The following is an 18,544-nucleotide window of genomic DNA, read 5'->3' on the forward strand; positions in this document are numbered from 1 at the left end:
CATATTGACGATATCACCATTTAGACCACCCTCAGAACCAGCTATAGACAAGTAAGTCAATAGTAGCATTAGAGCAGTAAAGATAATTCCCCCAAGATAAAGCTTATTCATATATCTCTCCTATTTCTCTTTATCATCTGACTTAGATAACACCGGAGTGTCATCTATATCATCGTGTAGTGCCATATTGCTATACTTCTCATAGTCAACACCGTCAGCATCTTTTCTTTTTGTATATAAATGGTAAATATAACCATATAATCCAATTACTAGAAAAAGCACTAGCGCAAAATAACCGTAAGCCTGTAATTGTGCAATATCCACTATAATCCTTTACTATTTAAGACTATTTAAGTATGCAATTAAAGCAACTATCTCAGGAATTTTCCCGTTAGCTACTGCATCTTTAACATCTTGATCTTTCATGTCCGCTGCAATTACTTTTGCTTCAGCTAAAGCTAGAGCGTTTGCGTCTGCAACACTTGAACCCATTTTAACAACCATAGTTGACCCATCTTTCATAGGAACTGGTTTATTGTAAGGAACTGAGAAGAACTGTGCTATTGTTAATTGCTCTGCAAATGCAGTATCAATATCAGCAGCATTAGTAAACATCCAACGGTACGCAGGCATAATTGAGCCTGGAACAACACCAGCTGGATCTTTCATATGATTTTCGTGCCAGTCAGTAGTACGGTAGTTACCTACACGCATTAAATCTGGACCAGTTCTTTTAGAACCCCATAGGAACGGACGATCATAAGCATACTCACCACTTAAAGAGTAGTGACCATAACGATCAGTCTCTGATTTAAATGGACGAACTAGTTGTGAGTGACAAGCATTACAACTATTCTTAATATAAACATGACGACCAGCTAACTCTAAAGTAGAGTAAGGTGCTGTACCTATCACAGGACGTGACTGTTGAGCAAAGTTTGGAAGTATTTCAACTAAACCCGCAAACGAAATTACTAAAAATACACCTACCGCAAAAAAGAACGGATGTTTTTCTAACCAATGAAACATATTAAATCCTTTCTATTATGCGCCCATAGGCGAAGCATTTTGTAGCTCAGACTCTTCAACAGGACGAGCAGACATAGTTTTATAAATGTTATATGCAAACATTAAGAAACCAACTAAGTATAATAATCCACCAACACCACGAATAGTGTAATAAGGGTGAAGAATTGTAACTGTATCAATGAATGAGTAAGCTAAGTTACCAAATTCATCGTGTGCACGCCACATCATACCTTGAGTAATACCAGCAATCCACATAGAAGTAAAGTATAAAACGATACCTAAAGTCTGGATCCAGAATTGTGTAGCCATTAAAGACTTAGAATAAATCTCACGTTTGAAAACACGAGGAGCCATGTGGAAAAGTGCAGCCATAATCATAAAGCCAACCCAACCAAGTGTACCATCATGTACGTGACCAACAATCCAGTCAGTAAAGTGTGCAATAGCATTAACAGATTTAATTGCTTGAATAGGACCTTCTAATGTTGAGAACATATAGAATGTTGAACCAAGAACCATAAACTTAATTAATGGAGAAGCTGCAACCTGTTGCCACTCACCCTTCATTGTAAGAAGCATATTAATCGCTGAACCCCAAGAAGGAAGAATCAGAATTACCGAGAATATTGAACCCATTGTCTGCATCCAATCTGGAACAGTTGAGTATAATAAGTGGTGACCACCAGCCCATAAATATACGAACATTAATCCCCAGAAAGAAAGTAATGATAACTTATATGAATAGATTGCTTGACCAGACTCTTTTGGTAAAAAGTAGTAAATCATAGCAACGATTGGAACAGTAAAACCAAATGCAACAGCATTATGACCATACCACCACTCAACTAATGCATCATTTGTACCAGCGTACATTGACACTGAATGATACCATGCACCAATTCCACTCTCACCAGCAGCACTTTGTCCTAAAATTGTAGGAATCTCCATGTTGTTGAAAAGGTAAAGCATAGCTATACCTAAGAAAGTAGCAATATAATACCAAATTGAAATATACAGTGACTTCTCACGGCGAATACCGATAAGACCGAATACACCCATACCCCATATAACCCATACGATAACGATAGCGATATCGATTGGCCATTCAAACTCAGCATACTCTTTTGAAGTTGTTACACCAGCAAATAGTGAAACAACAACCGCTGCAACACCTACTAAATATAACCAAAAGTGTAATTTACCTAAAAACATCAACAGACCTGACTCTGCCATTGATACTTTTAGAACACGCTGACCAACATAATACCAAGTAGAAAAAATACCACTTAGTGTAAAACCAAATATTATTGCATCTGTATGCAATGGACGAAGACGACTAAAGTTAGTGTATTCTGCAAGACCCTCACCTAAAACCAGATTTAACCCTGGGTAAGCAAGTTGAAAAGCCAAGATAACACCGATGAGCATACCAACAATTCCTAAAATAATTGTTGTGAACATGAACATCTTTGCAACCGTATAGTCGTACTCTAATGGACGATTCTCCATATATAGCCTCCTTAAAGATTCAAAGCAATTATGCCTAATTGAATATGTATATAAAATTAGACCAATTAACAGTGCTACTATATCCATAGAAAAGTTTAAAGTATCTTAAAAAGTGACTATTTCGTGACAAATTTACTTAATTATTAGTTTTTTGTTTACTTTTGTAATTTTATATTTGTTTAAGAAAGTGTTTTTATTTAAAATGTATTTACATTGTCACTATAAACCAGAAAAGTAAAAACTTCTCTAGTTAAATGTGATAAATGTAAGAGAATTTGTAGTTTATTATCTTTTTATAAGAGATAAAAATTCTGAGAATATGTATCTACTCTCTTTTGGTCCAGGGCTTGCTTCCGGATGATGTTGGACAGAGAAGATAGGTGAATCATTGTATCTTAAGCCTTCAATAGTATCATCAAAAAGGTTAGTGTGAGTCACCTCTGCAATTTCTACAATATTATCGGGTACATTGTAGTTATGATTTTGTGCTGTAATCTCTACTAATCCCGTTTTTAGATTCTTAACAGGGTGATTTCCACCATGATGACCGAACTTTAACTTAAACGTATCGTATCCATGAGATATAGAAAGCAGTTGGTGGCCTAAACAGATACCAAACATAGGTATTTTAGCAGCTATTAATTTTTTGATTTGCTCTTGCTCTTTTTTCAGAACAAGTGGATCACCTGGACCATTTGATAAAAATACACCGTCTATTAATTTTAAATTATATTTTTCAATTAAATCATCTGCACTAAAATCATTTGGTATAACTTCAACACCGATACCGGCACTAACTATTTCATTTAGAATGTTACGTTTTACACCAAAGTCTATAACAGCTATATTAGCTTCAGGAGTAGGTGCTGCTTCATACTCAAACTTAGTTTCTGAATAAGTCGAAGTTTCATGCTTATATGCTACTTTTGTACTTACTTGCTCAATATAATTCACATCTTCAATACGAGGAGAATCTTCTAAAATTTTCTTTAGTTCATCTTTATTGCTGATAGTAGTAGATGCCACCATCATCATAGCACCTTCAGTTCTAATCATCTTAGTTAAAAATCTTGTATCAATATCACATATACCCATGATATTATGCATAGCCAAGAAATCGCCCAATGATTCTTCAGCTCTAAAGTTTGAGTATCTAGCTTGGTATTTTCTAACTATCATACCTTTAGCATGAGCTTTTGAGCTTTCCATATCCTGATTATTTACACCTACGTTACCTATTTCAGGCATTGTAAATGTAACAAATTGACCTGCATAAGATGGATCAGACATAATCTCTTGATAACCACTCATCGATGTGTTGAAAACTATTTCACCTACAACTGTATCATCAGCACCAAAGCTATTTGCTTCTAAAAAAGTTCCATTTTCAAGATAGACATATACTTTTTTTGACACTTCACTCATTTGCATTTACTCCATACCTCTTTTAATTAACTCTTCTCTATATATTTTTTCATACAAAATATCAAATTCATCTGTTCCAGGAATATATCTCTTTTTATATGATCTTATTTTTTCCATCACTGCGTCATCTAACTCTGATGCATCTGCTATAAAAGATGTGATTGCACTATATATGATATTTTTAATACGATTTTCAGTTACTTCGAAGTGAATCAGGTCTTCTTCATAAAGTTCATCTAAAATCTTATGAGAAATATCTGAATATCTCTCTTCATAATTTAATATTACTCCAAATTCAGGAGCAAGTTTTTTCTTTATCATAAAGAAAAGTTGTCTCTCATCAACTAGTTGAAACTCTATTTCTTCTTCATTTTCATCACAAATCTCACCAGCTTTTTCTTCAAGTGCCATCTCTTGCTTTACATTCTCAATCAGTATCTTCTCAGCTTCATGAGCAACAGCTTCAAGGCCTTTTGTCATCGTAACAACACCACTCTTGTTTAAATCAATTGCAACTCTGCTAGATATATGTGGTATAGCTTTTAGTGATATTTTCATCGATAGACCCTACTTGTTTAAAATAATTTATGCATTTTACAATAATTATGATTAGAGTTTGATTATGCTCTTTATTATTTAGCTAAAATCAGTGTGAGAGCGGAAGCTTTTTGAGCATCCATTTTAGTCAAAATTTTTCCTACAGTTTTTGGTTTTAGAGAGCTGAGAATCGAAGCAGCTTCTTGTGGATCCATATCTGCTAAAATATTTGCAGCAGATCCAGCTTTCATTTTTGCAAATGTTTGAGCGATTTTATCCATTTTTATGCTTTTTGTTTCTTTTAAAACTTCTTCGTTTCTTTTAAGCATTTTTTTGATTGATTCTTCTTTTGTAGTTATCTCACTTAATTTTCTATCTACTACTTCCTCTTTTTGTCCAAGCCTGATCTCTTTTTTTTTCAATAGTTCTTCTGTAGCTGTTTTTAGAGCGCTAAGTGCTTGTTTTTGCTCATCTATACGCTCTAGTTCAACTAAAAGTTCACTCTTTCTCTCTTTAAATATTTCAGTACATTCAAAAAGTTTATCACTGGTTTGTAGAGACATAAGAGATGTGAAAGTAAAGATAAACAGTATAAATATTCTCAATTTTTCCCCTTTTGGGCATAAGTCATTAGAGCAACTTCGTCTAAATCTTTTGCCTCTTTTAGTTTAAGTTTTTTAATCTCTTTTTCAATCTCTTGAAATTCAAGATGCTTAAATTTTTCGTGCTCAATCATATCAACTTTTAGTTTTTCTTTTGCTTGATTTACTTGATTTTGAGCAAATCCGACCCATTCTTTGTTGTGATCTATCATGCCGCGTCCAGATGATAGAAGAGTTCTATTTGCTATAAACTCTTTCATACTGCCGCTTTGTGGAGGTGTTATATCTTGGATTGATTGGTATGCTATTTCTAGTGCCATTGCAGCGCTATTGAGGTCTGCATTGGCTTTTTGAACAACTTGCTCACTCTTATCCATTTTACTTTTTTTAAGTTTAACCAATGGAGTAAAACGAGTCTTCATTAATAATCCTTCAATAAAAATCCCGAAAGGATTTTTGTACTTCAGTAGCCAAGCGGCTAGCGTAGGTTATTGAATTACTTCCTGAACCGTACAATTATAATATTATTGTATCATCTCTCTCAGGGGAAGTAGAAATTATACCTACTTTTGTTTTACTAATCTCTTCGATAGTTCTTACAAAATCTTGAGCGTCTTTTGGAAGTGCGTCAAAAGTTCTTGCACCTACAGAGTTATTCCAGCCTTTGAATGTTTTATAAATTGGTTTTACATCTTCAAGGTTTGATGGCATATAGTCTATCTCTTTTCCATCTAACTCATAAGCTACACAAAGTTTTACTTCATCGAAACCATCAAGAACATCAAGTTTCATTAAAGCTAGTTCATCACAACCATTTAAACGAGCTGCATGACGTGTAGCTACTGCGTCAAACCAACCACAACGGCGAGCACGACCAGTTGTTGTTCCAAACTCATGACCTTGCTTTCCAAGTCTTTTGCCATCTTCACCAAAATCTTCACTTGGAAATGGTCCATTACCGACACGCGTACAATAAGCTTTAACTATTCCTATAACCTTGCCAATGTCTTTAGGGTTGATTCCAAGACCTGTACAAGCACCTGCACTAACAGTTGCAGATGAAGTTACATAAGGATAAGTTCCATGGTCAATATCAAGAAGTGTGCCTTGAGCACCTTCTAGTAGAATTCTTTTATTCTCATCAAGTGCTTTCCAAACCATTTGAGTAGTATCTGTAATAAATGGAGCAAGTTTGCTCTTGTACTCTTCTAACTCAGCCATAAGTTCAGACTCATTAGGAGTAGGTATTTCATAGATATCAAATATTTGTCTATTTTGTTCAAAATACTCTATGATTGAAGCTGTAAGTTTTACAGGATTCAAAAGCTCGCCAACACGAAAACCTGTACGGTTAATTTTATCTGCATATGCAGGTCCAATTCCCTTACCAGTTGTACCAATAGCTTTATCACCTTTTAGTCTTTCTTTAGCTTGGTCAACCAAAGCATGGTAATAAAGGTTTAAATGTGCTTTATCTGAAATATAAAGACGTCCTTCAAGGTTTTCAAACTGAATCATCTCTTTGATTATTGATTCAGGAGATAAAACTACACCGTTACCAACTACATTGATTGCTTCAGGATTTAAAACACCTGAAGGGATTAAGTGAAGTGCATATTTAACACCATCTACCCAAATAGTATGACCTGCATTATGACCACCTTGAGAACGACATACCATATCGTATTCACAAGCTAATCTGTCTACTATCTTACCCTTGCCTTCATCACCCCACTGTATACCTACAATTAAATCTGCTTTCATATTTCCTCTTTCTCTCTAATCTTATTTCGTTAATGCTTCACAAAGTGCATCTGTATAAATAGCAAATCCAACCGAAGTAAGATCCTCATTTTTATATCTGCCACCTCTAGCATATACTTCATTTTTATTTATTACTCTAAAAAACAGCTCATCATAATAAAGCATTTTTGCATAGTACATAGGTGCTAAAACCGTATTTTCACAGTTAGTCTCTACACACAGTTCTTTCATTATAAGTAACTCTTTTTTAATCAGTTCAGGAACAATATCTAAGAGTTCATCGATCTGCTCAATATGCTGAAGATAAATAAGCTTTTTTAACCATTCTACTTTTAAGTTCAAAAATTTCTCTATATTTAGATGTCTAAAGTCATCAAGTGTTAACTCTTCAAACATCTCAACTAAAAGTTTAGGGATTCTAATATTTGATATCTGAATTAAAGGTTTCACTTCTAGTTTATTTAAAATCTCTACAGCGATATTCATTACTGATGAAAGTTTTTTCTCACCCATAAGCTCAACACCTATTTGGTTTTGTTCAGTTGTCGGGTAAGTAAAAACCGGTTGTATATAAAACCACTTACTCTGCTGTGTATTTTTTCCAAGTCTTTTCTCAATAATACGAACGACATCAATAGTAGAATCCGCACGAAGAGAGATAGAGTTGTTCTTAGCATCGTTTACTTTTATAAGCTTTTTTTCATCTGCAATGCTCAGATGCTGATGATAAGAAAAAACAGGAGTTACAATCTCTTCAAAACCGTTTGCATCTAGGATATTGCTGGCAATATTTTCTATCTCTCTTTTAGCCTTAGCACTTTTACCGAAGTAAAGTTTAGCACCATTTGGAATTTCATGCTCAAGTATCATTTATATCTCTTTTTTTTCTAATGCAGATTTAAAATAAGTCTCATTGTATACCTTTGAGGCAATTCCAGCATATTCTAATCGTCCCATACGGTGCAATATAAGTTCTATTGCATTTACAACCCAAATAGACTCATATGGCTCAATCAATCCCATTTGGTTTATACGAAAAATCTTACCTTTAAGATGGTCTTGTCCACCAGCAACATTTACCCCATATTCCTCTTTTAAAGCTGAACGGATTTTTGAAGCATCACTATCGTCAACAGTTGTCATACTCTTTGCAGGGATAGAAGGATAAATATGTAAGCCTATCGCTTCAAGTGCCGCTTGTGTGGCTTTCGCACGCCTAGCTGTATTGCAGTAAAGCACTCCAATACCACCCTGTTTTTCTATAGTCTCTAAAACTTCTAAAAGACCAATGATTAAAGTGGTAGCAGCAGTAAATGCCGTTGTATTTTTTCTTTGAGACTTTATCTCAGATGCGAGATTTAGATAGTAACCTTTTCCAGCCCCGATTTTCTCAATTGCGTTATTGCTAAGTCCAAGAATAGAAAGACCCGGAGGAAGCATAAGCGCTTTTTGACTACCTGCGATTAGACAATCAATATTTGATACATCAATTCTCTCTACACCTACAGCAGTAATACCATCAGCAATAATCATAATGTTAGGATTTATTTCTTTTACAGCTTTTGCTAATTCTTCTACCGGATGACGAAGTCCACCAGCTGACTCACTGATCTGAACTGCGATAGCATCTATCTCACTGTTTGCTTTTACTGCCTCAATAACAGCTTCTACACTAACAGGGATATTCCACTCGTTCTTAATTTCAATATTTCCTAAACCGTTAGCCGTAGCAATTTTTCCAAATCTCTCTCCGAATTTTCCAGAGTTTACATTTAAAAGCGTGTTATGACAAAGATTAATAACTGCTGCTTCCATAGCCCCTGTTCCGCTAGATGCAAGCATAATCACTTCATCAGTATTAAAAAGATTAAAAAGATGTTTTCTTGTTTTTTCAAAAATTGCTTCAAATTCTGGAGTACGGTGATGCATAGTTTCATCACTCATTGCATTACGAACATTCTGAGGTACGGGAGTTGGTCCAGGTGTAAAAAGTAACATGTAAAATTTCCTACGAGATTATATTTATAATTTAAAACCTCGTATTGTATCGAAATAACTTAAATTTTGGATTATTTAGGCATCCGTGCAGTTATAGTAGTAAGAGTTTTGAAAATATTATCCTCTTGAAAAGGCTTAACCATGTAGCCGTTCGCACCTTTTTTTATCATTTTTAAAACATTAGATTTTGAGCCCTCAGTTGTAGCCATAACTATGCGAGTTTTATTCCACTCTTTATTTGCCCTGACAGCTTCTACAACTTCTTCTCCATTCATGTTTGGCATATTCCAATCAAGAAGCATAATGTCCACTTTCTCTTTTTTCATCTGCTCCATCGCTTCTAAACCGTCTTCTGCTTCAAAGAGGTTCAATTCTTTCCATTCAGGTGCTTTAAAATAACGAGTTACTGTGTTTGACAACACACGTCTTACAATTTTACTGTCATCTACAATTAATACATTCATATCTACTCTTTATATGCTAAGATTTCATTCAGATAAGTCTATCACAGCAAATTAAATTTTTTCTTTAAAATGTCTGTACAAAATAATATTTTTTCATTATAAAGGTGCTCTTGTGACAATAGTTGATTCAATAATTTTAGGGATAATAGAAGGCTTTACTGAGTTCTTACCTATCTCATCTACAGGGCACTTGATCGTAGCCAGTCAGTTCTTAGGCATAGACCAAACTAACGTAACAAAAGCTTACGAAGTCATCATACAATTTGCCGCAATTTTGGCTGTTATTTTCAACTACAAAGATAAATTCACTTTTAAAAAAATAGATCTTTGGACTAAAGTTTTTCTTGCATTTATTCCTATCGGAGCTGTTGGTTTTGTATTTTCATCGCAGATAAAAGCACTCTTTAGTATAGAGATAGTAGCTGTCATGTTTATCGTTGGCGGTGTGATATTTTTAATTGTTGAGAAATTTTTCATACCAAATGAGACAAACTTGATTGATGATGTTGAAAAAGTCACTTTAAAACAGTCTCTTATCATTGGATTTGCCCAAATATTTGCACTTATTCCAGGAACAAGCAGAGCCGGTTCTACTATTATCGGTGCTCTGCTTGTAGGTCTTAGCAGAAAAGCCAGTGCAGAGTTTAGTTTTTTGCTAGCTTTTCCTGTTATGAGTGCCGTAACAGCCTATGACCTGTTAAAACATTATCATGAGTTTAGTGATGCAAATCTTATGACCTTAGCAGTTGGTTTTGTTGTATCATTTTTTGTAGCTTACCTAACTATAAAACTCTTTTTGGCTTTCTTAGAAAAGTTTACATTTGTTGCATTTGGCATCTATAGAATTATCTTTGGTATATTACTTTTAGTGCTGTTTAATTAGCAGAGAAAACTTACTCATTGTTCCGGCTTTATTTTCAAAATAGTTTTCACTATAAAAAGGAATAGTATTTGCTTTGTCTCCCTTGACATTGTTAAAGGAGGTATTATGCATACTATAAGCAGATACAACGACCACTTACATAGTTTTATGGATAGACTTGAAATTTCTTTCTATAATCTAAGTCAAAAGTTTTTATAAAACTTAGTTACAAACAGTTCCTAAATCACTGAAAATGCTCAAGGATGTGTCATCGATTTATGATCTTAGATCCACGGATGGACCTTATAAACTTTTTATAATTTTCTTTGCAAGACTTAATGCTTTTGCACGATGAGAAAGCTTTTTCTTTATACCATCATCTAATTCACCTAATGTTTTGTCATATCCAAGCGGAATAAACATAGGATCATAACCAAAACCACCATCACCGATTGCCTCAGCTAAAGCAGTTCCATGCATCCAACCATGAACACAATGCTCACCATTTTTTGTAACAATTGCAATTGCTGCTGTGTAGTGAGCAGGTGAAGATTTTACACCTTTGGCTTCTATATCATCTATAAGTTTATATAAATTATCTTTGTCATTAGCATCAACACCTGCATGTCTTGCACTATAGATACCAGGCTTTCCATCAAGTATATCTACACTTATTCCGCTGTCATCTGCTAATACTATTACATCTTGATCACTTAAAGCGTTAAATACGGCTCTTGCTTTTATAAGAGCATTTTCTTTAAAAGTGTCTCCATCTTCTACGATTTCAAATTCTTCTATAAGTTCACTATATGGAATTACTTCATAATCTTCGCAAAGCGCTTGTATCTCTCTTACTTTACCTTTATTAGATGTAGCTAAAACTAATTTCAAATTTCATTCCTTATAGTATATGTAATAATGTTTTATATATAATCACGAAATTATACTCAATATTAAGGCAATACATGTTTAAAAAGATTTTTCCACTCTCCGCTATAATCTCTCTTAGATTTTTAGGTCTGTTTTTAGTTTTACCAGTTATCTCTATATATGCTGCCTCTATGACAGACAATCTTCTTTTAGTTGGTATCATTGTTGGTGGTTATGCTCTGACTCAAGCTATTTTTCAAGTTCCATTTGGAGTAATGAGTGACAAAATTGGTAGAAAACCGACTCTTCTTGTCGGTCTTATAATATTTTTAATCGGCTCACTAATAGCTGCATTTGCAACAGATATCTATACTTTAATGCTAGGACGTTTTCTTCAGGGCGCTGGTGCTATCGGTTCCGTTATTACCGCAATGATCTCCGACTTGGTTGAAGAAGAAGTTAGAGGTAAGGCAATGGCGATTATGGGAGGTACAATTGCCCTTAGTTTCGCAATTGCTATGGGTCTTGGACCTGTAATTGGTGCTTCTTACGGTGTTGACACTCTTTTCCTCATCACAGCCGGCTTATCCATATTTGCTATGATACTTTTGTTTACTAAGGTACCGACCCCGCCAAGAATAAAACATATTTACCACAAGAAAGCTAAAACTTCTGATATCTTAAAAGACTCAAATCTTTTAAATATGATTGTAATCAATGCAATGCAAAAAGGTCTAATGACTGTTGCCTTTGTTCTTATTCCTATCATTTTAACAAGTGATGATTTTGCTTGGGAAAAAAGTGACCTTTATATGGCTTACCTTCCAGCTATGGTTTTAGGACTTATTGCTATGGGACCTGCTGCAGTATTTGGTGAAAAGCATAACAAACCTAAACAGATCTTTTTAGTCTCAATAGTGCTGTTTATCGGTTCATTTTTAATTATGGGTCTTACTGCTTCAAGTACACTTTTCATCATTGCTGTTTCAATGTTTTTTATAGCATTTAACATGATGGAGCCACTTGTACAGTCTATGATTACCAAGTTTGCCAAAGTTCACCAAAAAGGTGCAGCTCTTGGTATATCTAACTCTGTTGCATATTTTGCTACATTTATAGGCGGTACACTGGCAGGTTTAATGCTTGATATTAGTGATAGAGCCACTATTGGCATCTCTGTAGCTGTTCTAGCAACTATCTGGTTACTATGGACTCTAAAACTACAAAATCCAACTAAACACTCTCATCTATTTATCTCCCAAGATCTTATTGATACAGCTAAATTAAGTGAGCTTGAGCATGAACATATTGCCGAATGGTATATAAATGAAACAGAAAACTTAATTGTTATAAAGTATGTTAAGGATTTAATAAGTGAAGAGGATTTAAAAAGTAAAGTTATATGCTGAGTTATCAGCATATAACTTAAACTATTTCAAACCATTAATATACGTAGCAATCGCACCAATTTGTTGGTTAGAAAGGCTACTAGTCGAATCTTTCATCATCTGGTTATCTTTATACTTACCATCAGGATCATGTCTTTCTTCCTGGTCCCTGTATGATCTTATCTTTCGGGCCAATATAGATATATCCATACCCGCGATTGGCGCTACTATATTCATAGGACCTCTCTGAGCTGTTGAACCATGACACGCAACACACTTTTGTTTATAGAGCGCCGCACCATCTATCGCCATTAAGCTGGCACCAGCCAGCAATACAGAAAGAATAACTTTTTTCATTACAAAACCCTCCAAACCATTAAAATATATTATATTATATGTATATAAAGCTTAAAACAACCAAATAACTAAAATCAAGATCTTATTTATACATTTTATTCACACTTTATTTTTGTAAATTTCTATCCAAGGATGGAAGGAATGAATGAAATAGAAGAAGAACAAAAAATAGAGATTAGCTTTTTAAATGAATTTGGAGACGGGAAGACAGACGAAGACAAGATTGTTCAGGATCTTGTCTTCACATGCGAAGAGGGAATTAATTATAGAAAACTTTAATACTACTTTTGAGGAGTAACGTACATATTAAAGTAGCGTCCTTCAAACTTAGGTGGTTTTTCCATTACTCCTAGATCTTCAACCATTGGCCAAACTCTAAGTAGAACTTCTTTACCAGCTTCAGGATGTGCCATTTCACGACCTCTTAAGAATACTCGAAATTTAACATGAAAGCCTTTTTCTAAAAACTCTCTTGCATGCTTAACTTTATAAGCTATGTCATTTTCAGCAATTTTCACAGATAGTTTAATCTCTTTTACAACGATTTTGACCTGATTTTTTCTTTGCTCTTTTTGTTTTTTCTCTTCTTGATATTTATATTTACCGTAGTCCATGATTTTAGCAACTGGTGGTTTTGCAGTTGGAGCGATAAGAACTAAATCCATACCTAACTCATTTGCTTTGCTCATAGCTTCATCAGTAGAAATGATTCCTAGTGACTCCCCTCCATCTACATTACATCTTAACTCTGCTACACGGATATCGTCATTCATTATGACACGGTCTTTTTTACTCAAAAATTTACCTCATTTACTTTAGTTTGTATAAGCTTCAAGAATTCATCTTCGCTTAAATTATATTGCTCTCTAGTTCTTCTGTCACGAATTGCAACAGTCCTACCTTCAACCTCTTCATCACCTATGATAACAAGCATAGGAACTCTCGTTTTTTCTGCTGTTCTGATTCTTTTATTTAAAGAATCATTTTTGTTGTATATTTCACTATCGGCATTTATGTCGATAAGTTTATCTGCTAATTCCTTCGCATAACCGTGATGTGTATCAGCGATTGGAACGATGGCAACTTGCGTTGGAGCGATAAACATTGGAAACTCTCCAGCATAATGCTCCGTTAATATACCAATAAAACGCTCAAACGAACCTAAAATTGCTCTATGAATCATAACTGGCTGTATTTTATCGTTATTTTCGCCATTATATTCAAGCTCAAAACGCTCTGGAAGATTAAAATCTAACTGAATTGTTCCACATTGCCACTCACGACCAATAGCATCTGTAATCTTAATATCGATTTTAGGTCCGTAGAATGCTCCACCACCTTCATCAATTTCATAAGGTAAGCTGTTTTTGTCCATTGCATTTTTAAGTGCTTGTGTAGAAACTTCCCACACTTCATCACTTCCAACAGCTTTTTCAGGTTTAGTAGAAACCATCATTTTATAATCAAACTCAAATGTTGACATGATTTTATCTACAAAATCAACAACTTCGATGATCTGCTCTTCAATTTGCTCTGATGTACAAAAAATATGTGCATCATCTTGTGTAAATTCACGAACTCTAAAAAGTCCGTGAAGTGCACCGGTAAATTCATGACGGTGAACTACACCATATTCAAAGTACTTAATAGGAAGATCACGATAAGAACGTAACTCATCTTCATATACTTTAATATGACCAACGCAGTTCATTGGTTTTACACCAAACTCAATATCATCTATCTTCGTGAAGTACATGTTTTCACCATAATTTTGATAGTGACCAGATGTTTTCCAAAGATCAGAACGTAGCATCTCTGGACCACGAACAGGCTCATAACCACGTTTACGATGAGCTTTATAAAGCAGGCTCTCTAATCTTGCACGAAGTCTACCACCAGCTGGAAGCCAGATAGGAAAACCTGCACCAACTTCTTCACGGAAAGTGAAAAGGTTCATTTCATTACCAATTTTTCTATGGTCACGTTTTTCAGCTTCAGCTAACATATCCATATGGGCTTTAAGCGATTCTTTATCTGCGAACGCTATACCGTATATACGAGTTAGCATCTCATTTTTAGAATCTCCACCAAGATATGCACCAGCAATCTTAAGAAGTTTGAAGTATCTGATTAAACCGATATTAGGTAAGTGAGGTCCGCGACAAAGATCTTCGAACTCACCTTGTTTATAGATGCTAACATTATCATCTGTAATCCTTTGCATTACAGCAAGTTTCAAATGGTCATCTTTAAACTTCTCTTTTGCTTCATCCATAGAGATTTCATATTTTTCAATCTCATATTTTTTCTTAGCAAAAGAGAGCATCTGCTTCTCAATCTTTTTTAAATCACCCTCTCCTACTTCTGACTCTGTTTTGAAATCATAGTAAAAACCTTCTTTAACAGTTGGTCCTACATAAAACTTTACATCTGGGTATAGTGACTTTACGGCTTGTGCCATTAAGTGTGCTGTTGAGTGACGAAGAACTTCTAAAGAGTCGGCTGAGTTGTCAAGGTGAATCTGTTCACCTTCGAACCCAAGCTCTTTAGCAGTTTGTAAATCAATAATCTCATCATTATGTTTTATTGCAATTGCGTTCACTTATAACTTTCCTTTTTTATAATTCTGTTTTTAAAACAGCACCGTTTGAAGCGTTTGAAACTAATAGTTGATATCTTTTTAACCACTTAGATTTAACCTCATTTTTATAAGGTTTCCATGCAGCTTTTCTTTTTTCTAAAACGTCTTCACTTACATTTAATTGTAACAAATGCTTATCTGTATCTAATTCTATCTCATCACCATCTTCTATGAAAGCAATCAAACCACCCTCTGCAGCTTCAGGAGAAACGTGACCTATAGAAGCACCTTTTGTAGCCCCACTAAAACGACCATCGGTTATAAGTGCAACACTTGAACCAAGACCCATTCCTTGAATAAGAGCAGTTGGAGCTAGCATCTCTTGCATACCAGGACCACCTTTTGGACCCTCGTAACGAATAACTACAACATCACCGGCTTTAACTTTGTGACTCATTATTCCAGCAATAGCTTTTGGTTGAGAGTCAAAACAAATCGCAGTTCCTTTGAACTGTCTCATTGTCGGGTCGATTCCTGCAGTTTTTACAACAGCGCCTTCTAAAGCAAGGTTTCCAAAAAGAATCGAAAGACCGCCAACTTGAGAGTAAGCATTTTCATTTGTATGAATAACATCTTCATTTAAAATCTTAGCATCTGCTATTCTCTCGCCAAGGGTTTCACCGGTTACGGTTGGGTTGTCAAGATAAAGAAGTCCACCTCTACGGCTTACCTCTTTCATAACTGCGTTAACACCGCCGGCCTTATCAATATCATCCATGTGAACAGTTGTTAATGATGGAGATATTTTAGCGATATGTGCTACGTTGTCAGCTATTTCATTAATTTTCTCGATTGGGAAATCAACTTCAGCTTCTTTAGCAATAGCCAACATATGAAGAACAGTATTTGAGCTTCCACCCATTGCCATATCTACAACAAATGCATTATGTACAGCTTTTTCATTTAAAACATTACGAAGATTATTTTTAGCAGGATTATCTTCCAAAGCCAATTCAACTATACGTTTTGCAGCTTTTTTAACCATCGCTATTCTCTCAGGAGTCATAGCTAGAACAGTTCCATTTCCTGGAAGTGCAATACCCATTGCTTCACAAAGAGTATTCATAGAGTTAGCCGTAAACATTCCAGAACAGCTTCCACCGCTTGGACAAGCATTACACTCAATGTCATAAAGCTCTTCGTCACTCATATTACCCTCAGCATGTTGACCAACAGCTTCAAATGCAGTTGCAAGGTCAATAGGTGTACCGTCTTTTTTATGCCCTGCAGCCATAGGACCACCTGAAACAAAAATAGTAGGAACATTTACACGAAGCGCTCCTATAATCATACCCGGAACGATTTTGTCACAGTTAGGAATACAAATCATTGCATCTAGCTGGTGAGCATTCATTACAGTTTCTATAGAATCAGCGATAATTTCACGAGAAGGAAGAGAGTAAAGCATCCCTTCATGACCCATAGCTATACCATCATCAACACCAATCGTGTTGAAAACAAATGGTACACCACCAGCTTCACGAATAGCTTCTTTTACTATTTCTCCATATTCATGCAGGAAGAAATGTCCAGGAATAATGTCTATGTAGCTGTTTGCTATTCCGATGAACGGTTTGTCAAAATCTTCATCTTTAAGACCTGTTGCTCTTAATAGTGATCTGTGAGGTGCCTTGTCAAACCCCTTTTTTATAATGTCACTTCTCATAATAATCCTTCTATATAGTTGTTAGTTAAATGATACTACTTATAATATAAATGCGATTATACCATTTTTTTTTACATTTTCTCTGAAAACTCTTTACAAACAAAAATTAAATGGCTATAATTCCGCTCACTTAAAAAATAAGTGTGTTCTTTAATGCGGGAATAGCTCAGTGGTAGAGCACAACCTTGCCAAGGTTGGGGTCGCGAGTTCGAACCTCGTTTCCCGCTCCATTTAAAATTGTAAACTGTGAATTCATTCATTATGCCCGGATGGCGAAATTGGTAGACGCAGGGGACTTAAAATCCCCCGGTAGCAATACTGTGCCGGTTCAAGTCCGGCTCCGGGCACCATTGAAATGAAAGATAACTGGTGCCATCGCCAAGTGGTAAGGCCGCAGCCTGCAAAGCTGCTATCCCCAGTTCAAATCTGGGTGGCACCTCCAGTTTTATTTTTTAAAACCTTTCTAATACAAAAACGTGGATCTTTGGCAGAGTTGGTCGAATGCACTGGTCTTGAAAACCAGCGAGGGTCATACCTCCCAGAGTTCGAATCTCTGAGGGTCCACCACTTTTTAAAACAACCACCTTATTTACAATACTTGCATAAATTTTCAACAACCTAAACTTATATTTTATTTTTTAACTAATGTCTATATTTACCTCTAACGCATCTAACATTACACTTACCTTTTCTGTTTGTCTTATATACTTGTCCATTTTTAAAGTCAATATTTAATACATTTATAATATTTGCGGATAGGTTTGGTGAAGATGTCCAATAATGATAAGCTTTGATATTTTTAAATCCATCTCTTATAGCAGGGTTATGTTTATTTTGATCTACTATAGATTTTAATTCTTCTATTTTTGGTAAGTACCAGTCATCATATCCACCAAAAACCAAACGACGACAGTATTGTTTAGCGTCTTTACGATTTTTTTTAATAGTTTTTGCATCAATATTGTCTTGCCATACCAAACCTGTAGTTTTATCTATTACCAACTCTTTTGAATTGTCTCTTACTAAAAGCGTGTTTAAGCTTGATTTTTGAGCTTCTTTTTGTATATTTGATGGTTTATCTAAGAGTATTTCATAAGAGAAAAGAGTAGTCAACATTAACGTAAATAGTATCAAAAATTTTATCATTTTTTAGGTCTTTTCACATTGAATTAAGTTATCTTGGAGCTTAACTGCTTGTATTATACAATTATTTACTTCATTGTATTACTTTAACAATATTATTTTAAACCCAACTTCGCTAAATTATAACTTCACAGAAGTTGGGTTATAGTTATTTAATTTTTTGAGTACCCGTTTCCGTTTTTTCTTCGTTATCTATTGTAGTAAAAGTAATTTTGTCACCTTTTTTACCTTTAAACTTGAACTTAACAAGTGGATTCTCAGACATAAAACCACTCATACTTACTTCATA

At 34.9% G+C, this 18,544-nt stretch carries 21 protein-coding genes and 4 tRNA genes; 7 read left to right on the forward strand and 18 right to left on the reverse strand.

What is annotated here, in order from left to right:
• Positions 1-120: 120 nt before the first annotated feature.
• The 11 genes from ABZC13_RS13230 to ABZC13_RS13280 form a co-directional block, all read right to left on the reverse strand.
• Complete coding sequence (locus tag ABZC13_RS13230; protein WP_373004824.1) at positions 121-324, reverse strand: cytochrome c oxidase, cbb3-type, CcoQ subunit; 204 nt, start codon at positions 322-324, stop codon at positions 121-123.
• A gap of 12 nt (positions 325-336) precedes the next feature.
• Complete coding sequence (ccoO, locus tag ABZC13_RS13235; RefSeq protein WP_373004828.1) at positions 337-1,029, reverse strand: cytochrome-c oxidase, cbb3-type subunit II; 693 nt, start codon at positions 1,027-1,029, stop codon at positions 337-339.
• Between the two features lie 15 nt (positions 1,030-1,044).
• A complete protein-coding gene (gene ccoN / locus ABZC13_RS13240) occupies positions 1,045-2,538 on the reverse strand; it encodes a cytochrome-c oxidase, cbb3-type subunit I (protein ID WP_373004831.1) in 1,494 nt (497 codons plus the stop codon).
• A 285-nt stretch (positions 2,539-2,823) separates the two neighbouring features.
• The gene (gene carA, locus ABZC13_RS13245) at positions 2,824-3,969 is read right to left on the reverse strand and encodes a glutamine-hydrolyzing carbamoyl-phosphate synthase small subunit (protein WP_373004835.1); all 1,146 of its coding nucleotides are present in this window, start codon (positions 3,967-3,969) and stop codon (positions 2,824-2,826) included.
• Complete coding sequence (locus ABZC13_RS13250; RefSeq protein WP_373004838.1) at positions 3,970-4,521, reverse strand: DUF507 family protein; 552 nt, start codon at positions 4,519-4,521, stop codon at positions 3,970-3,972. It lies immediately after the preceding gene.
• A 74-nt stretch (positions 4,522-4,595) separates the two neighbouring features.
• On the reverse strand, positions 4,596-5,105 hold the full coding sequence (locus ABZC13_RS13255; RefSeq protein ID WP_373004841.1) for a MotE family protein: 510 nt from the start codon (positions 5,103-5,105) through the stop codon (positions 4,596-4,598).
• Positions 5,102-5,524 (reverse strand): flagellar export protein FliJ, encoded by a 423-nt coding sequence (locus ABZC13_RS13260; RefSeq protein ID WP_373004843.1) that lies wholly within the window; start codon positions 5,522-5,524, stop codon positions 5,102-5,104. The genes ABZC13_RS13255 and ABZC13_RS13260 overlap by 4 nt, the downstream gene beginning before the upstream one ends.
• Before the next feature lie 94 nt (positions 5,525-5,618).
• A complete protein-coding gene (locus ABZC13_RS13265) occupies positions 5,619-6,866 on the reverse strand; it encodes an adenylosuccinate synthase (RefSeq protein WP_373004846.1) in 1,248 nt (415 codons plus the stop codon).
• 21 nt (positions 6,867-6,887) lie between these two features.
• Complete coding sequence (locus tag ABZC13_RS13270) at positions 6,888-7,736, reverse strand: ATP phosphoribosyltransferase regulatory subunit (RefSeq protein ID WP_373004849.1); 849 nt, start codon at positions 7,734-7,736, stop codon at positions 6,888-6,890.
• Positions 7,737-8,864 (reverse strand): alanine--glyoxylate aminotransferase family protein, encoded by a 1,128-nt coding sequence (locus ABZC13_RS13275; RefSeq protein ID WP_373004853.1) that lies wholly within the window; start codon positions 8,862-8,864, stop codon positions 7,737-7,739.
• Positions 8,865-8,935: 71 nt separating this feature from the next.
• The gene (locus ABZC13_RS13280; RefSeq protein WP_373004856.1) at positions 8,936-9,328 is read right to left on the reverse strand and encodes a response regulator; all 393 of its coding nucleotides are present in this window, start codon (positions 9,326-9,328) and stop codon (positions 8,936-8,938) included.
• A 112-nt stretch (positions 9,329-9,440) separates the two neighbouring features.
• On the opposite strand from ABZC13_RS13280, the gene ABZC13_RS13285 reads away from it, so the two are divergent.
• A complete protein-coding gene (locus ABZC13_RS13285) occupies positions 9,441-10,211 on the forward strand; it encodes an undecaprenyl-diphosphate phosphatase (protein WP_373004859.1) in 771 nt (256 codons plus the stop codon).
• A gap of 282 nt (positions 10,212-10,493) precedes the next feature.
• Here the strand turns inward: ABZC13_RS13285 and rdgB are convergent, their stop codons facing one another.
• Positions 10,494-11,081, reverse strand: a complete 588-nt coding sequence (rdgB, locus tag ABZC13_RS13290; protein WP_373004862.1) for an RdgB/HAM1 family non-canonical purine NTP pyrophosphatase — start codon at positions 11,079-11,081, stop codon at positions 10,494-10,496.
• 74 nt (positions 11,082-11,155) lie between these two features.
• On the opposite strand from rdgB, the gene ABZC13_RS13295 reads away from it, so the two are divergent.
• Positions 11,156-12,469, forward strand: a complete 1,314-nt coding sequence (locus tag ABZC13_RS13295; protein ID WP_373004865.1) for an MFS transporter — start codon at positions 11,156-11,158, stop codon at positions 12,467-12,469.
• A gap of 21 nt (positions 12,470-12,490) precedes the next feature.
• Here ABZC13_RS13295 and ABZC13_RS13300 read toward each other — a convergent pair whose 3' ends face one another.
• Complete coding sequence (locus ABZC13_RS13300; protein WP_373004868.1) at positions 12,491-12,805, reverse strand: cytochrome c; 315 nt, start codon at positions 12,803-12,805, stop codon at positions 12,491-12,493.
• Between the two features lie 141 nt (positions 12,806-12,946).
• Between ABZC13_RS13300 and ABZC13_RS13305 the strand changes: the two genes are divergently transcribed.
• Complete coding sequence (locus ABZC13_RS13305; protein ID WP_373004871.1) at positions 12,947-13,084, forward strand: hypothetical protein; 138 nt, start codon at positions 12,947-12,949, stop codon at positions 13,082-13,084.
• A 2-nt stretch (positions 13,085-13,086) separates the two neighbouring features.
• On the opposite strand, the gene infC is transcribed toward ABZC13_RS13305, so the two are convergent.
• The 3 genes from infC to ilvD are packed head-to-tail and all read right to left on the reverse strand — an operon-like array spanning position 13,087 to position 17,112.
• Complete coding sequence (gene infC / locus ABZC13_RS13310; RefSeq protein WP_373004884.1) at positions 13,087-13,578, reverse strand: translation initiation factor IF-3; 492 nt, start codon at positions 13,576-13,578, stop codon at positions 13,087-13,089.
• A gap of 20 nt (positions 13,579-13,598) precedes the next feature.
• The gene (gene thrS, locus ABZC13_RS13315) at positions 13,599-15,407 is read right to left on the reverse strand and encodes a threonine--tRNA ligase (protein WP_373004874.1); all 1,809 of its coding nucleotides are present in this window, start codon (positions 15,405-15,407) and stop codon (positions 13,599-13,601) included.
• A 16-nt stretch (positions 15,408-15,423) separates the two neighbouring features.
• Positions 15,424-17,112, reverse strand: coding sequence for a dihydroxy-acid dehydratase (gene ilvD / locus ABZC13_RS13320; protein WP_373004877.1), 1,689 nt, complete (start codon positions 17,110-17,112; stop codon positions 15,424-15,426).
• 155 nt (positions 17,113-17,267) lie between these two features.
• On the opposite strand from ilvD, the gene ABZC13_RS13325 reads away from it, so the two are divergent.
• The 4 genes from ABZC13_RS13325 to ABZC13_RS13340 all read left to right on the forward strand — a co-directional run bounded on the left by ABZC13_RS13325 (position 17,268) and on the right by ABZC13_RS13340 (position 17,679).
• Positions 17,268-17,342, forward strand: a tRNA-Gly gene (locus ABZC13_RS13325).
• Between the two features lie 33 nt (positions 17,343-17,375).
• Positions 17,376-17,462: transfer RNA gene (locus ABZC13_RS13330), tRNA-Leu, on the forward strand.
• Positions 17,463-17,480: 18 nt separating this feature from the next.
• A tRNA-Cys gene (locus ABZC13_RS13335) sits at positions 17,481-17,554 on the forward strand.
• 36 nt (positions 17,555-17,590) lie between these two features.
• A tRNA-Ser gene (locus ABZC13_RS13340) sits at positions 17,591-17,679 on the forward strand.
• 75 nt (positions 17,680-17,754) lie between these two features.
• Here the strand turns inward: ABZC13_RS13340 and ABZC13_RS13345 are convergent.
• Both ABZC13_RS13345 and ABZC13_RS13350 read right to left on the reverse strand, forming a co-directional pair.
• Positions 17,755-18,258: a DUF1566 domain-containing protein gene (locus ABZC13_RS13345; protein WP_373004880.1), complete on the reverse strand. Its 504-nt coding sequence runs from the start codon at positions 18,256-18,258 to the stop codon at positions 17,755-17,757.
• 145 nt (positions 18,259-18,403) lie between these two features.
• Positions 18,404-18,532 (reverse strand): thiosulfate oxidation carrier complex protein SoxZ, encoded by a 129-nt coding sequence (locus ABZC13_RS13350; RefSeq protein WP_373001740.1) that lies wholly within the window; start codon positions 18,530-18,532, stop codon positions 18,404-18,406.
• Positions 18,533-18,544: the final 12 nt, after the last annotated feature.

Source organism: Sulfurimonas sp. (assembly GCF_041563035.1).
Classification (GTDB): domain Bacteria; phylum Campylobacterota; class Campylobacteria; order Campylobacterales; family Sulfurimonadaceae; genus Sulfurimonas.

Excerpts from the sequence above, each read along its gene's own strand:
- carA (WP_373004835.1), bottom strand. The coding sequence starts at position 3,969 with ATGCAAATGAGTGAAGTGTCAAAAAAAGTATATGTCTATCTTGAAAAT.
- ccoO (WP_373004828.1), bottom strand. The coding sequence starts at position 1,029 with ATGTTTCATTGGTTAGAAAAACATCCGTTCTTTTTTGCGGTAGGTGTA.
- ABZC13_RS13345 (WP_373004880.1), bottom strand. The coding sequence starts at position 18,258 with ATGATAAAATTTTTGATACTATTTACGTTAATGTTGACTACTCTTTTC.
- ABZC13_RS13270 (WP_373004849.1), bottom strand. The coding sequence starts at position 7,736 with ATGATACTTGAGCATGAAATTCCAAATGGTGCTAAACTTTACTTCGGT.
- infC (WP_373004884.1), bottom strand. The coding sequence starts at position 13,578 with ATGAATGACGATATCCGTGTAGCAGAGTTAAGATGTAATGTAGATGGA.
- ABZC13_RS13260 (WP_373004843.1), bottom strand. The coding sequence starts at position 5,524 with ATGAAGACTCGTTTTACTCCATTGGTTAAACTTAAAAAAAGTAAAATG.
- ABZC13_RS13265 (WP_373004846.1), bottom strand. The coding sequence starts at position 6,866 with ATGAAAGCAGATTTAATTGTAGGTATACAGTGGGGTGATGAAGGCAAG.
- ABZC13_RS13280 (WP_373004856.1), bottom strand. The coding sequence starts at position 9,328 with ATGAATGTATTAATTGTAGATGACAGTAAAATTGTAAGACGTGTGTTG.
- ABZC13_RS13350 (WP_373001740.1), bottom strand. The coding sequence starts at position 18,532 with ATGAGTGGTTTTATGTCTGAGAATCCACTTGTTAAGTTCAAGTTTAAA.
- ccoN (WP_373004831.1), bottom strand. The coding sequence starts at position 2,538 with ATGGAGAATCGTCCATTAGAGTACGACTATACGGTTGCAAAGATGTTC.
- ABZC13_RS13250 (WP_373004838.1), bottom strand. The coding sequence starts at position 4,521 with ATGAAAATATCACTAAAAGCTATACCACATATATCTAGCAGAGTTGCA.
- ABZC13_RS13300 (WP_373004868.1), bottom strand. The coding sequence starts at position 12,805 with ATGAAAAAAGTTATTCTTTCTGTATTGCTGGCTGGTGCCAGCTTAATG.
- ilvD (WP_373004877.1), bottom strand. The coding sequence starts at position 17,112 with ATGAGAAGTGACATTATAAAAAAGGGGTTTGACAAGGCACCTCACAGA.
- ABZC13_RS13305 (WP_373004871.1), top strand. The coding sequence starts at position 12,947 with ATGAATGAAATAGAAGAAGAACAAAAAATAGAGATTAGCTTTTTAAAT.
- ABZC13_RS13295 (WP_373004865.1), top strand. The coding sequence starts at position 11,156 with ATGTTTAAAAAGATTTTTCCACTCTCCGCTATAATCTCTCTTAGATTT.
- ABZC13_RS13275 (WP_373004853.1), bottom strand. The coding sequence starts at position 8,864 with ATGTTACTTTTTACACCTGGACCAACTCCCGTACCTCAGAATGTTCGT.